Here is a 14221-nt window from a genome sequence, read left to right as displayed (position 1 = left end):
TATATGGGCTTTGTTTGTGTATCCGATAAGTGGAACAAATGTCCCCTTTTCGTTTGAGCGATCTGAAATGTGAATCTTTTGGAGAGCTAGCTTAGCAGCTTCATGATTTCTGGGCGAAAGATAAAGAAAGCGGCGCCGAGAATGCAAAGTGAAGCCCAGAGGTAGTCGAGCCGCAGGTTTTCTTTCATGTAGAAGACCGCGAAGGGAATGAACACGGCGAGGGTGATGCACTCTTGCAGGATCTTCAGTTGGCCGAGGTTCATGACGCCGTGACCAATACGGTTGGCGGGCACTTGCAAGAGGTATTCGAACAGGGCGACGCCCCAGCTAGCAAGGGCGGCCACGATCCAAGGTTTGGAGGCGAGCTCTTTAAGATGGGCGTACCAGGCAAAGGTCATGAAGACATTGCTGGCTGTGAGCATGGCAATAGTGAGAAGGGTGGCTTTCATCGATGTAGCTTCAGCACGGAAAGCGGATCGACGAACCCGCTCTACGGAAACCCGTTGATAGAACGCCAGTCAATTGGCAAGTCGGATCGAAATAGGCGAGCGATCTTGGTTAATTTGCTTTTGCGAGTTCTTCTAGAACGAGTTCGGAGATGTCATGCTCGGGCTTTGCGAAGAGGATAGTCGTCGAGTCTCCTGCTCGCGGTTTCAAGACGTAGTCGTAGTTGTTGCGCTTGGCGACGGCTTCGGTGGCGACTTGGATTCGCTGGTAGAACGGCTCTAGCAGAGCGACTCGCTTCTTGTCCAATTCGGGCTGCAGGGTACGGGAGAATTCCTCGAGGTCACGCTGCTGCTGTTGGAGTTTTAGCACACGTTCTTCTCTATCGGCTTCTGACAGCAAGGTTGCTATTTCTTGGAATTTTCTCATAGCGACTGCGAGCTCGTCTCGTCTGCTATCGAACTCGTCTTGCATTGTAGCATGATAGGACTCGAGTTCGGATTTCACGGTTTCTATTCCGGGCGCATTGGCGAGCACGTAGTCTACGTTCAGGTACTTGATCGACTGTTCGGCAGCGTGGGCAGTGTGGAAAGCCAAAGCGGCAGTCGAGATTACGAGGGCAATGGCGACGATCTTTTTGGTCACAGGATTAATTGGCGGCATGATTTCTTGGGTGAAATCTGGTTGTCGGATGGCGTGACGCTTTCTGAATCCGAATTGGTGTGACGGCCTATCACGTTTTTCTCGGGAGAAAGTGGTCTGGCGTTTGGTTACCCTGACACCCCGCCGCTGTATTTGATCTTCTTGTACACGTCCTTGAGCGAGTAGTACAGAAACACTAGCAAAACGATGATCGCCATCAGGTACGCAGGGGCGTGCTCGGCGATGATGCCGATGTAGTTTTCCTTGGTGATTGGGTAGACGGTGCAGGTGAAAGGAGAATCGGCAAGGTAGGTGACCGAGTGGTTTCTGGTATCGGCTAAGATTTCATTCGCTGCTGCTCGTCTTAGCACAACGCTTCCGTAGTGGTCGTGAAATACTGGTCTGTCTGAAGCTGGGTCGCTCTCTCCCTTTAAGCTGAAAACGAAGCTCAGCTGAACGAACCCGAAATCGAGATCGCGAAGGTACGGGCTGAACTCACCTCTGGATGCGATGAGGCCGTGCGTTTCGAGCTGCTTCAGCTCCTGCCAGTCTGATGTCAGCTTGGGCGTCTCGAGAATCGCAGGCCAAAGAAATGCCAGAGCGACTATTGCCAGAATTCCGTAAACGATGATCTTGGCTTTGAGCGGCTGCCAAACCGTCATTCGACGATTGTAGGCTTTGTCGGTTTTTAGCCTCTGGATTTCCGCTTTTGCTTCCTCGATACCCCGACGCTGCTGGTGGTCGATCTCGCTGGTCGATACCAGGTGGTTGTCGAGGATATCAAGTGCCTCGTCGTATCGAAGTTGGCGAGCGAGGTAGTTGACCAGCTGGCTTTCGACTTCCAAGCGATTCTCGAGCAAGTCAGCTGTGCGAATTGTCTCTCGGGCGAAGGCTTCGGCGTAGCTCTCCTCTCGGGCGAGCAGCCAAATTGCCCAAAGGGTGCGTGCCTCTTGGTTCTCGGGAAATCGCTTAGAGATCGTTTTGAATTCAACGCGTGCCAGAGTTGCGTCGGCTTCAAGGAGGTAGGAGTGCAGCCGGATAGCGCGCGCCGCTGCTTCATGCTCGTTTCCGCTTGCGATCAGGTCTTTCACCTCTTTGCGAGCCGCTTTGGAATCGCCAAGTCGAACGTGGAGTTTCGCCTTGGCGAGCTTGAGCTTCGGCTGAAGTTCGGGAGAGTCCGTATCCTTTAAGCCAAGATACAGATTTGCTTCTTCAAGGAATCCTTCTGTCTCTGGATCTATCGCGAGTGACGGAGAATTGATGATCCCTTGTTCAAGAATGCCTATCATTTTCAAGGCGTTCGAAAAGGTGTTTCCCACCTGGATCTTGAGCGGTTTCTTTCGCCCGTTGAATCGAAAGGCTAGGGATAGGGATTTCTGATTCGTTTCCAGTTTGGCCCGCTCGGCGTATTTCCAGAAACCGAAGTGCCGCCAGCGTAGGAAGCGATCGTGGATGCCAGTTGAGTCCACACGATATCCAGACACACAAATCAAAGGCGTTTTCTTATCCTCAAACCTGGGCAACAGCTCCTGATGAGCTGACCCGTTTTGACTCTCTTTGTCACACATTTTCGATGTACGCGCCCTAGAACCTGGCAGCTCCACTAGTAAGACTCCTGCAGTTTGGAGTGCCAAAAGACAGTTTGCATGTCCTTTGGAAATCTGGGCCGCTTCACCGGCTCCCCGTCGGGGCTCATGCCCAGGACGATCGGATTGCGGGAGCTCGATATCCTGTAGTTTCCATTCAATTCCTCCGTGCTGCCTGCGATGCCTAGCACATAGGTTCTTCCGGCTGCAGGTACGAAATTCGCCACGGAATCATCCGGGCAAATGCTAAATCCTTCGACTACAGTTTCTTGCCTTGTCACGTCGAGTATCGCAAATGAGGGCGCATAGTTTCCAAGACCTTCGACACTTATATAAGTTCGCCTGTTGGCGGTCAGTCCGACTAGCTCCCAGAAATCGAAATATGCGGTCACTCCATCGATGTAGTCGGACTCGGAACTCTCCATGAGCGCCGACCTTGAGGTGGAACCTATTCTCAGCTCCTCTGGCTTGTAATGCCTTTTGAATTCGATACGATAGTTGCCCATCTGGTTGGTATCCGTATTCACGATACGAATTCCTAGGCTTTTGTCGGCGTGCTTGTGGTAGAAAAACAATGACTCCGTCCCTCGGCCATGGACGTCGTCTACCTCCGTGAGCACCTTGCCGGATTCGAGCTCTATGAGTTGCAGGACGCTATCGAAATCTGAATACAGATCTACGCGAAGCTCTTGATTGCTTTTGTCGAGCATTTCGAAGAACTCGCAAAAGTGACCGCTTCGAGCCGTTTTCGTATCCGAAGCGTCGAGAGTCCCGGATATCGGACTGTTTAGCCTGATCTCCTTCCGCTCCAAGTTAACCCAGTTGGAGACTTCAAAGGATGGGCTTTCGTGAACGATACCGTAGTACCGCATTCCCTTCTCCACCGTCACATTCAATAGCTGAGCGCCCCATGGGTAGTTGTTATGAGAAAAATTCGTCGCGGCCAGGGTGGTTTGATTTCCATCGCTGGCAACAATCGCCATTTGGATGTTGTTTGGCGACCAGCCGCTGAAGGTGATCGTGTCTCCGGGCTGATGACCGAGCAGCTCGAACCAGATGTTACGGTCTCCGAGCAAGTGAGATTCAACTAGCCGTTTGCCGGACGCCAGCATTCCTGGGCTAAGCGGGTAGGGGCCGGGACGAGGGGTGATGCCCGCCTCGCGCTGCACTCTCAAAAAGAACTGATCCGCTAGCGCTGACGATGGTTCGAGCGTTCTCTGCAACACCCCGCTCGCGGGGTCGAAATTCCATCCTTCCTCGAGCGGAGAGAAGCCATCGACCTCCCTAAACCTGAGCGCTCGACTTCCGAAGCGATTCTCTTCCACGCCTTCTTCCAGACGCAGATTTGAACGCCCGTTCATCGATTGCTCTAGGGAGATTCGTAAGCTTCCACCTCTAAATACGGGCTGAAGCTCGACCTTGTTCTCCAGCTGGTCTGCCTCTTTATACTTCGCGAAGCGCGATCCGCTATCCACTTGCCAATTGTCGGGCGAAATCACCGAACCTATCCATTCGCTGTGTTTCGAAACGTTCCCGAATGCTCCGTACGGGGTCGTATCCAAATTGCAAGTATACCCCCAGCTCGTGATCCCCAGCAGGACGTATTCCTCTGACCCCACGTTTTCCACTACCAGAGGTCCTCCGCTATCTCCAGAATATGCAGACGTCAAGGGGTTCGCTCGACCTGCGGCGATCATCGTATCGGAGAGCAGGCCGCCAAAGTGCGCAGGGCTGTTCGCCAGAGCCCTGTCCACGATGGGTAAACTCGCTTCCTGCAATCGCTTCACGTTGTCCGGTTCGTAGAAGTTTTGGTTTGTTTTGCCCCAGCCAAGTATTCGAGCCATATTGCGATCCTTATCCAGATTCTGGTCGAGGTTGATGGCGATCGGGGTTCGGTTCAGCACCGGTTCGGCAAGACGCAAGAGCGCGACGTCGGCTTCCAGGTCGATTTCCGGGGCGTAGTAGTGGTGACGGATAACCAAGTCGACTGGATACTCGTTCATCGAGCCGGCGACCAAGTTTCCGTTTCCCACCGCGACCGCCAAATACTCGAAGCTCTGCAGATCTGCCACGCAGTGGGCAGCAGTCAGAACCCAATAGGGATGCACCAGCGCTCCGGTGCAAAACTGCCTCTCGTGCAGCTCGCCATTCATCGCATCTCTTCCCACCAAGGCAACCGCCCAGGGATATTTATCGAGAGGGGCGTTTGAGCCACCGATGACATAAGGAATCGCCGCCTCGACCTCGGGAGGCGGTTGATCTTGGGCTAGCGATGCCCACGCACCGCATAGACCTAAGCAAACGCTCAGTGCCGTCCGTTTCAAAGTTCCATTCATAGATGTCACGCATCATCCCTCTCTTCTACTTCCTTATCGCTCACTTGGGTCTCGAGATTGTAGATTTCTACAGGTCGGGTGTTCAGACTCGGTCCGTTGTTAAGGCGCGAGTAGAGCCTAGGGAGCATAGATATTTGGATCATAAAGGGATGTTAGAATCGCTATTGGCCTATACGTGATTTTTCGAGTTCAAAAAGGGGGTCGACGAATCGTTAGTCGGTATTCTTCGTTTGAACGGGCGCTTTCCGGATGGAGGCTTGTGCGGCGTGCCCGGCGGTCACGCCCTACCTTTGCGTCTTTCTAAAAGTAACGCTCACTCGTCGGGATTCAGTTCCCTTGACCATGAGCTCGTTGAGCGGTGTCGACCTGGGGTTCACTGTACGTAATTTATACAGGTCGCTCGCGCCCTGCGAAAACCCGCTATCACGGTTCATTCAACTCTTCTGGCGTTGCGGCGAGCCTGACCAGTAGGTGATCGTGTTCGGATATTGGGATGGATAGCTGGCCGACAACTTCCGTCGCGGATAGGTCGGAAAAGATGATGGCTCCGGTGGGTTTTATCCACGCTTTCCCGTCTTCTGTTGTTTGGAGTTGAACCGTATAGTCCGAGGCCAAGATGCTGTAGCGGAAGTTGATGGTGAGCGTTTCCTCCGACAGGCTCCACTCGATCGGTTTTATTAGCGATGTTGAGTTTGGGTCTTGGCCTGTGAGGTATTCCCAGAGGTTGTTTATGTTGTCGTGGTCTGGGTCGGCGGAGGTGGCGATAGTGGATTCGTCAGCTCGTTGTTCCTCGGTGAAAGAGGTTTGAGTCCACTGGGCGTAGCTTTGTCCGAAGAGGGCGGATAGCTCGATGTTGCTACGGATGGCGAAAGTCTGCTCTTGCTCGGGGGAATCGAGCCCGGTTCGCCAGCGGATGAAGGTATGATTGGGGTGCGGAGTCGCTTTGACCGTTACGTATTCGCCTTCCAGATACGTTTCTTTTAGGGGATCGACTTCGATGGTTCCGTGAGGGCTGCCAGTGATCGAAATGGTGTAGAGTGCCTCTTCGAATTCGAAGGTGACGGATGTTTGGGCTTCGATGGTGGCGGCGTAGAGGTTTTGCCTTTCGATGGTCGGCCCGGTGGCCGACTTGAGTCGATGTTTGGGGTGAGGAAGGGCGGTGAGGATGATGGTGTCACCGATGGCGTATTGATTTCGATCGGGAGTGATGGCGACGTCACCGTTTCCGATAACGGTGATGGAGAGGGAGCCTTGCGGGAGGGTGATGAGAGAGTCGTCGTCGCGGGCGTAGTTGTTGTCGATCGAGTATTCTGGGATGGTTTGCTGCGGGTTGAGGAGGGCGGAGAGGTGGTAGGCGCCTGGGTGAACGCCGGGAGGGATTTCGATCTCTAGGTCGAGGAATTTGGTCTCTCCGACCGGAAGGGCTGTTTGAGGGAGAGGTTCGCTGGCGAGAGTGAACCCTTCGGACTGGAATCCGTTTTCCGTTTGGATGAGGCGGGACTCGAGAAGCATGCCATCGAGATCGATGTCGACAAGCCCTTGGTTTTCAATTTCCAAGCGAAGCGGCAGAGTATCGCCGACCTTGGCCTCGATCGCTGGGGAGGACAATTTGATCTGTTTCAGGAACAGGTCGTCGGTGGTGATTTGCCGGATTTCGTTTCCGAGAAGGAAGTTGATGCCGTTGAGGTAGAAGTGGCCGAATCCGTAGTCGTTGATATCCGCAAGGACCCATTTCTCGAATTTTCCGTTTCGTGTTTTATATAAAAGGTTGAGGCCGTCGATCTCGGAGGCTGACTTGATAAGAAGCGAGCCATCGCGAAGAGGGATCTTAGGTCCGGAGTCGCTGTGGAGCTGGAACGACTCTATTAGCTCCCAGTTGGCGCCATTGGCAGAAACGTAGTTTTGACTATAGTAATAACCGTGGGCGAATGATTGGGCGATGCGATCTGTCTTTCTCCACGTCGTTCCATCGATAGTAAATTGGGTGGAGAAATCGTCTTCGTAGTGGATCGCGATGTAGTTGTCTATCAGATACGCGTTGTAGATAGGTCGGTTGGTGACGGTGGACCAGCTTTGGCCGGTTTTGGATTTGAGAAGCGTCTTTGCTTGATCGTCGTAGAGGAAGAAAGCGTTCGCTTTTTCGAGATAGGTAAGAATGGGACGGGAGTTTTCCGTTTCGTTTACTTTGTGGATGGTCCAGCTTCTGCCGTCTTCGCTAGATGCAACGCTGAGGTGCGTTTGTCCTTTGGTCGAGGCGAGGAAGCGGTCGTTTCCGAATGCGACGGATTCGCCGAGTCCGATTGATTTGTCGAGTGGCGTCCAGGCGCGTCCGTCGAACGAAATGGCCTGTTTTTCACCGGCGGCGACGTAGCGATCGTTTCCGAAGGCGATGTCGGTGTAGGGTTCCCAGGCGACTACCGGTGTTTCCTGAAGGGTGGCCCACTGGATGCCATCGAGCGAATGGTAGATGCCCTGGCCGGATTGGGAATAGTCGTTTGTCCAGGCGAAGAAACCATGGCTGGTTTCCATTAGCCGGTCGACATGTCCTTCGAGGACGGTATCCCATTGGACCCCATTTACGGATCTGAGGATATCGCCGTTGACGGCCAGGAGATAGGCGTCTTCGGTCTTAAGAGCATCGCTGAAGCTGAAGCCGAGTTCTATCCAATTTTGCAGGTCGCTGGAAAGCTTGCCCCCCGCGAGGGTAAATAGGTTGTTGGCATAGTCTAGGTAGTTGCCGTCTATAGATGCTATGCTCTCCCATGTATTGAAATCACGGGTACGAGATATTTGGTATTGATAGTCCTCGTTGCGTGAGTTGTAGCCAATATAGAACCACAGGCCATCGGTGCAGGTGTCTTGCACGTTCGCGTTGGGAGGCAGATTCGCAAGGCGGAGTTTCTGTCCAGGAGCTAGGAGTCCAATTTTGTTCGAGAGATTTACTTTGCACACGAGGGTGTCGTTGAGAGCCCCGTAGATGAAGTGGTTTTCTGTCTGGGAGCGTATCCAGGATTCGCCGTCGCTGGTGAACCAAGCCTCCAACGAGTCGTCACGACGGGAGACGATCAGCCAAGTGTTGGTGAGGTGAATCTCCGAGTCTTCGATATGGCTGAGCGTAAGTTCCCAATTGTCGCCGTCAGTGGTACGATAGAGGTGGGGACCGGCGAAGACATAGAGACTGTCGTGGAAGGCGAAGACTTTTCTGATGGCGGACTCGGAGAACGACTTGTGCGGGATCCAGGAGTTGTCGTTGTTTAGTCGATACAGAAAAGGTTCGCCACCGGATGCGAACATGGAGCCGAAGGCTTCGACGAGTTCGTAGGCCCCGCTAGGCACGCCCTGGCTGGGGTCGAGAGCGGTCTGAGGGGCGATGACAGTGATGGTGGAAGCGGTGCGGGATGCTCGCCCCTCGGAATCGTAAACGACGGCTTCGATGCTCTGAGTCCCTTTTTTCTCCGCGCGCCAGGTTGTGGCGTAGGGCGATTGGGTTAGAGTAGCGAAGGGCTGTCCATTGTGGAGGAACTCCACACGGTCGATGGGTGCGATCGTTCGCTGAACCTCCACGGAGAGGGTGAGTCGGGTGCCTGGAGAAAGCCGATAGTATGGACTCATCCTTTGGGGGAGGATGATGGGCGGGGCGAAGTCGGTTTGGGTGGAATTGAGCAGGCGGGCGGGATTGATAGAAATGCCGTCGCCGATCAGGATGCCGTCTTGGGCGTATAGGGTTTCGATGTTATAGGCTTCGAAGGGGGTGAAGTCCCACGTCTGCAAATCGGAGGAAACGAAAAGCCCGTCGCTTCTGAGCATGATGTATTTGCCCTTAGAATACGCGCTGGACATGATAGAGCCTTCGCCTTCGGGAAGCGGTGTGTGTTGGGTCCAGCTCTTGCCGTTTGGTGTGGAATAGATCCTTCCGCCACCGAGGGCGACGACGAAGCGCGTCCCGTCGTGCAAGAGCGGCGTGTTCCATGCGGTAACGTAGGGGAGGGCGTATTCGGCCCAGTTTTCCATGTCGGTGGAAAAGTGGAAGGCATCGGATTGGATGACGCCGAATGCGCTTTGGGCGGGGTTGGCGATGATGTCTTTAGGGCGGAAGATGCGGGCAGGGAGGTTCTCCCAGATGACGCCGTCAAGTGAACGGGAGAGTTGTTGGGACTGATTTTGCCAGGCGTAGAAGTAGCCGTTGAGGAAGGCGCCGTTGTAGGCACGAACTCGGTTTCTGGTATCAGGGCTTTTGACCATGACGAGCTTTTCAAGTGAAGCGCCGACGGCCCACACGGAGTCGAAAGCGACGATGTATTTCCCATTTCCATACATCACTTTCCGAACGCTGGCGAACTCGCCCGGTCCGGTAGGTTGGCCATCGATCTGGATGTTTGCTTCTTCCCAGCTGAAACCGTCAGTGGATTGCCAAAGTCGATCGTAGGCGGCTGCGAACCAGGTGGCTTGTCCGTGGATCTGGACGATGCCGACTATGTCTCGCACAGAGTCGTCGTCGAAGATGGGGCGCCAGAGGAAATCTTGCTCGTCGCCGACGGTGATGATGGCGGATGCGCTTTGAATGCTGCCGTTGGGATTGGTCGCGACGAGGTGGTAGGTAGCGGAGTCGGATGCCTCGGCGTTTTCGATGAGGAAGGAGTTGGCATTGGCTCCTGTTATCGGGGCGTCGTCTTTATACCATTGGTAGGAGGCTCCGGAGGGATTCTTGAGAAAGGCGGCGAGCGTGATGTCGCTCGATTGTGGAAAGTCGCCCGAGCGAGGCTGGAGGGCGAATTCGGGCGCCTGGCCAAGGAGGGCAAGTCTTGCGGGCGGACTAGAGGTCTTTCCCGCGGGTGAAGTGGCCACCAAGGTGTATTCGCCGACGTCGGACTCGTCGATGGCTTCGATGATGAGAAGCGGCGAGTCGGCTCCGGGAATGGGCGTACCTTTGAAGTACCATTGATAGGTGATGGGGCGCGGCCCTAGAGCGCGGCCTCGGAAGGAGGCTTGGGCGCCGATGGGGAGGGTGGTGTCGCTGGGGAGTTCGACGAATAGCGGTTTGCGAAGGAGTCGACCGCTCAGTTTCGCGTGGTGAGGATGAGAGCCTTTCCCGGAGACGCGGATGTGGTAGCTACCGCCTTTTTGCACATCGATGACGAGTTCGCTGTGAGTGGCGGAAAGGTCGACGTCGTCGTTGAAGGCGATGGTCCGTAGGGATGAGAGAGCCTGGCCAGTGTAAACGTGGAGAAGGGAATCGAAGTCGCTCCCTGCTGTGGAGAGCTGGAGTTGACCGTCTTCTTGGGCGAGATAGGTCCACCAGACGGAGCCTTCGCCGTTGTAGCTAGGTTCGTCGTTTTCGCTTGTCGCGTAGAGGCTGTTGGCGGAAACAGCAAAAGGCTCTAGGGAGATGGGGATGGATTGGGCGAAGTTGTCGTTTTGGGGAATCGTTTCGAGGGCGATCTGAAACCAGATGAGTCGTTTGGCAGCGATTTGGATGTAGATCGTCTCCTCGCTTTCGGCGGATAGCTCGAATCGAGCCATGTAGTCGGAGTCTTCGAGGACCGTTGCTTCGATGGGAGTCAATTCATCGCCGGCGAAGAAGCTGATCACGGTGTCTGGACCTTGGTCGGAGACCCTGATCCGAAATGGCGAATCTGTGTCAGGTTTTGCGGAGTACCAAACGGTGCCCCAGGCGCTGGAGCTGTCGGGGAGGGGTTCGTTCTTCTGTGTGCCCGCGAGGGAGGTGTTGCCGGAGTGGCGATCGTTTAGAGGGGTGAGCTCGATGGCGTTTTCTCTGTCGTCGTTTTTTGGAGACGACTTGATTTCGCGTAGGACGCGGTCGAGGTCGGCATGTCCGCGACTGAGGGTTTGGGGGATGACTCGTTCCTCGTAAACGCGTGCGGACACGAGGATGCGCCGTTTGAGGGCTTCGGGAGATTCCGGCCCGAATTGTTCTCGAGCGAGTGCTGCGATGCCGCTGACGAGTGGAGCGGAGAAGGAGGTGCCGGAGAACAGCGCTGTGGTTTGGCCGGGTTTGATGGAGAGGGAAATGAGATTCTCGCCCGGGGCGGCGATGTGCACGAGGCTTTCGTTGCTGTTTGAGAAGCTGGCAAGGTTCCCGTAGAGCGTTGTGGCGGCGACGGTGAGGATGTTGGGAATTTGGTAGCTGGCTGGGTAGGTGGGAGCGTATTCGATATCCTGCGACTCGTTTCCGGCTGAGGCGACAAAGAGAGCGCCGGCATCGTTGGCGCGCTCGATGGCGCGTTTGAGGAGCAGGCTATCGCTTTCGCCTCCCCAACTTGCGTTTATGATTTTGGCTCCGTGGTTGACGGCGTAGAGGATAGCCGTCGCTGCATCGGAAGAAGCTGCGAAGCCATCCTCTCCGAAGATGCGAATGGGCATGAGCTGGACTTGCCAAGCGACACCGGCGATGGCGTAGCGGTTGTTGCCGCTGGCGCCGATGAGGCCTGCGACGGCGGTGCCGTGTCCGTCGGTGTCGTCGGGGAGCTGGTTCTTATCGATCAGATTGATGCCGTGAATGTCGTCGATGTAGCCGTTTCCGTCGTTGTCGATTCCGTCTACCTTTTCAAGTCGGTTGCTCCAAAGGTTGTTCTTGAGGTCTGGGTTGGCTAGCTGTATTCCTGTATCAATGACAGCGACGATTTGGGAAGCGGCGGAGGTGCGCGTATCCCAGCCGGCGCTGGCGTTGATGGCAGAGTGGATGTTTCCCGGCGCGGTGGATTGGCTGTCCATGGCCTTTTGTCTGGAGTAATCTGGATCGTTGGGAACCCTGGCCATTCGGTAGAGGAAATCGGGTTCGGCGAAAGCGATCCAAGATTCCTCCGACGGGAGGCTGGATACGAGACGAGGGAGTGTGGAGAGATCCTCGTATCCGGGAAATTCGATGAGGAAGGCATCAGTTAGCTTATCGCGCCCAACCACTTGACCATTGAGCTTGCGGGCGAGAGCAAGTCCCTCGCTTTCGGAGGTGTTGGGGGCAGGGTGAACGACGATTCGGTTCGCCGCCATGAGGTGGATGGGCGAGCGCGCGGAATCGCGTTTTTCTGGAAGCTCAACTCTGACGATTTGGTTGCCCGGGGAGGCGTGCGGTTTGAAGAGGAGCGCTCTGCCTGACTCGCCGGTGGCTGCGAGTTCGACGTTCCCCACTCGGCTGAGAATGTGTCTGGAGAGTTCGGGAACGGCGCGAAGGAGGTTTCCGATGCCCGAGTCTGTTGCTGCGGGCGCTACGGAAGAGGTCGAAACCAGACCAGCATTTGGGGAACTGGAAGACGCGACCGGTTGATTGTCCGACAGCTGCCTGGTTGAGGTAGGCTGCTCTGGTTCGTCTTCGCTTGTTGATACGAAGAAACAAACAGTGGCGATGAAAGCGGCAAGGAGGAGGACGGAAGCGCGAATGGGGTTCATACGGACGTGCCCTGCAATCAGCTTGGGCGTGGTCATGATAGCGTGCTAGGTCTTTCGATCAATATGAAAAAACGGGAATTACTTAGTTAGGAACATGGGATTCCGCTTGTGCAACCGCTTGTTGAGAAGATCCCAGCTGGGTTTGTCTCTGCAACCTGCTGGGAGCGAGTCGGCGACGGTTTGGGCGTTTCTTCTATCCTGGCTTTGATCGAACTTGGAGGCTCGATGACGAAGCCTTCGGCTGCGCTTTCCTTTTGCGTTTGGATCTGGGCGATGGCTTCGAGGGCAGGGGTTGTGGCGAATGCGACTTCAAGCGTTCATTAGATAAAGTCGGTGGCATGAAGCGGCGCTCCTCGGTCGAGAGGCAGGCGAAGAGAGGGCGTAGGGAGGGGGTGGGGCGTTGTTAGGTTCCGAAAGAGTTCAGTCTTTGTTTTACAGGGTATCGGACAGGTTTGTGAGATCCCCGCTATGGCGGACGCGTTCGTCGATGCGAAAGGCTTCTTGGGCGGCGGGCCAATCGAGATCGGTATCCAGATAGTCGAGACGGTGGAGGAGCTCTCCGAGGTGTGCGGGGAAAAGGATTTCTTTTCTAAAGCCAATGGGATCAGGATGGATGCGATCCACGTGGCGAAGAAGGGTTGTGGTGCAGTTGTGTCGCAGGGTGGCGTAGAATTGAGGGCGCTCGTGTAGTTGATTGGCGGATGCGCAAAGATCGAGCAGCAGGTCTCGGGCGAAATCCGGCGTTGTTTTCAAAGGGAAACGGTAGACCCGGTTTCCACGATGGAAGATGCGAAGCCCCAGCAGGTCCGCTTCAGCGCCGAAGAGGTAGATCAGCTCGAGCTGTCGAGCTGCTCCTCCGATCAGGCTATAGTGTTCGTCCTTTTCGAGGCGCGTTTCCACTGAGAGGGCGAGTCGCCTTCCGTCTGCGAAACCGAAGCTGAGCATCACATGAGCCATGAGATCGGCGGGTCCGAACGGAACCACGAAAACGTCGAGAGTCCTTAGCTCGTCCAGTTGGTAGTTCGTATCCACCCAGCGCTCTTCGTATTCGTTGACTGAACGCCATCGAAAGTCTCGAAGGTTAGTGAGTGATAGCGTTTTGTCGGCGATCTCGAAACGCGGCAGGCGAGCGATCTCCGGTTTCCAGTCGCGATCGTTGGATGGCCTCTGGGCGATGTATCCGATCGTAGCGATGAAAGCGGTGAGAGCGACGATCAGCCCGGCGAATCGCAGCGAGCAGATCCAGATAAGGACGCCCCAACTGATGACTGCCAACGAAGCGCAAAGGCTGCTGGCGAGTCCGATGAACTGGCCGATCAGTATCAGGCTGACGAGCAGGAAGAGAAGCAAGCCGATCCATGCGGCGAATCTGCCGGTATTGCTTAACCGGGAGTGACTAGAGGTCATGGAGGGTAGTTGTTTGCAGGGAGGGCTTTAGGAGCGGTCAAGCCTGGGAGCTGTGGAGGTGACAGTGCGGGAAATGGCCAAACGTAGGCAAGCGCTGAGCGGCTGTCGGTAGATTTCTTTTTTTGGCGGTTTTGAGGGTCTTAGGCGGGGGAAAGAAGCGATTCCGACGTGGAAATCGACCCGAAAGCACCCGAATTCGTAAAGAATATTTCAAGAAAGAGAAATAAAGATAAAGTTATAACGAGTTTGTTTGAAATCACGAATTCTTATCCTAAGTTCGTATTCAGTTTCGAACACATCGCTAGAGCGGCAACACGATCAACACGCTAAGGGGCTTTACCCGACCGCTCGGACACCGATCCGGCATCACGACTGATCGATTGAAGTTCTAGCGAGGCTCGA

6 protein-coding genes are annotated in these 14221 nt (G+C 55.0%); all 6 read right to left on the bottom strand.

Translation table 11 applies throughout. The annotated features are described in order from the left end of the window. Positions 1 to 86 precede the first annotated feature (86 nt). Positions 87 to 449, bottom strand: coding sequence for a DMT family protein (locus tag QEH54_RS21765; RefSeq protein WP_309020837.1), 363 nt, complete (start codon positions 447 to 449; stop codon positions 87 to 89). Between the two features lie 109 nt (positions 450 to 558). Further along, positions 559 to 1089 carry an OmpH family outer membrane protein gene (locus QEH54_RS21760; RefSeq protein WP_309020836.1) on the bottom strand — a complete coding sequence of 177 codons (531 nt, stop codon included), beginning with the start codon at positions 1087 to 1089 and terminating at the stop codon, positions 559 to 561. Positions 1090 to 1214: 125 nt separating this feature from the next. Next, complete coding sequence (locus tag QEH54_RS21755) at positions 1215 to 2570, bottom strand: hypothetical protein (protein ID WP_309020835.1); 1356 nt, start codon at positions 2568 to 2570, stop codon at positions 1215 to 1217. Positions 2571 to 2689: 119 nt separating this feature from the next. Further along, positions 2690 to 5008 (bottom strand): serine protease, encoded by a 2319-nt coding sequence (locus QEH54_RS21750; RefSeq protein ID WP_309020834.1) that lies wholly within the window; start codon positions 5006 to 5008, stop codon positions 2690 to 2692. A 423-nt stretch (positions 5009 to 5431) separates the two neighbouring features. After that, the gene (locus tag QEH54_RS21745) at positions 5432 to 12448 is read right to left on the bottom strand and encodes a S8 family serine peptidase (protein ID WP_309020833.1); all 7017 of its coding nucleotides are present in this window, start codon (positions 12446 to 12448) and stop codon (positions 5432 to 5434) included. Positions 12449 to 12844: 396 nt separating this feature from the next. After that, a complete protein-coding gene (locus QEH54_RS21740) occupies positions 12845 to 13819 on the bottom strand; it encodes a DUF4105 domain-containing protein (protein ID WP_309020832.1) in 975 nt (324 codons plus the stop codon). Between the last annotated feature and the right edge of the window lie 402 nt (positions 13820 to 14221).

The sequence above is a fragment of the Pelagicoccus sp. SDUM812003 genome (genome assembly GCF_031127815.1).
In the GTDB taxonomy this organism is placed as follows: domain Bacteria; phylum Verrucomicrobiota; class Verrucomicrobiia; order Opitutales; family Opitutaceae; genus Pelagicoccus.
This window is presented reverse-complemented; position numbering and strand designations above follow the sequence as displayed.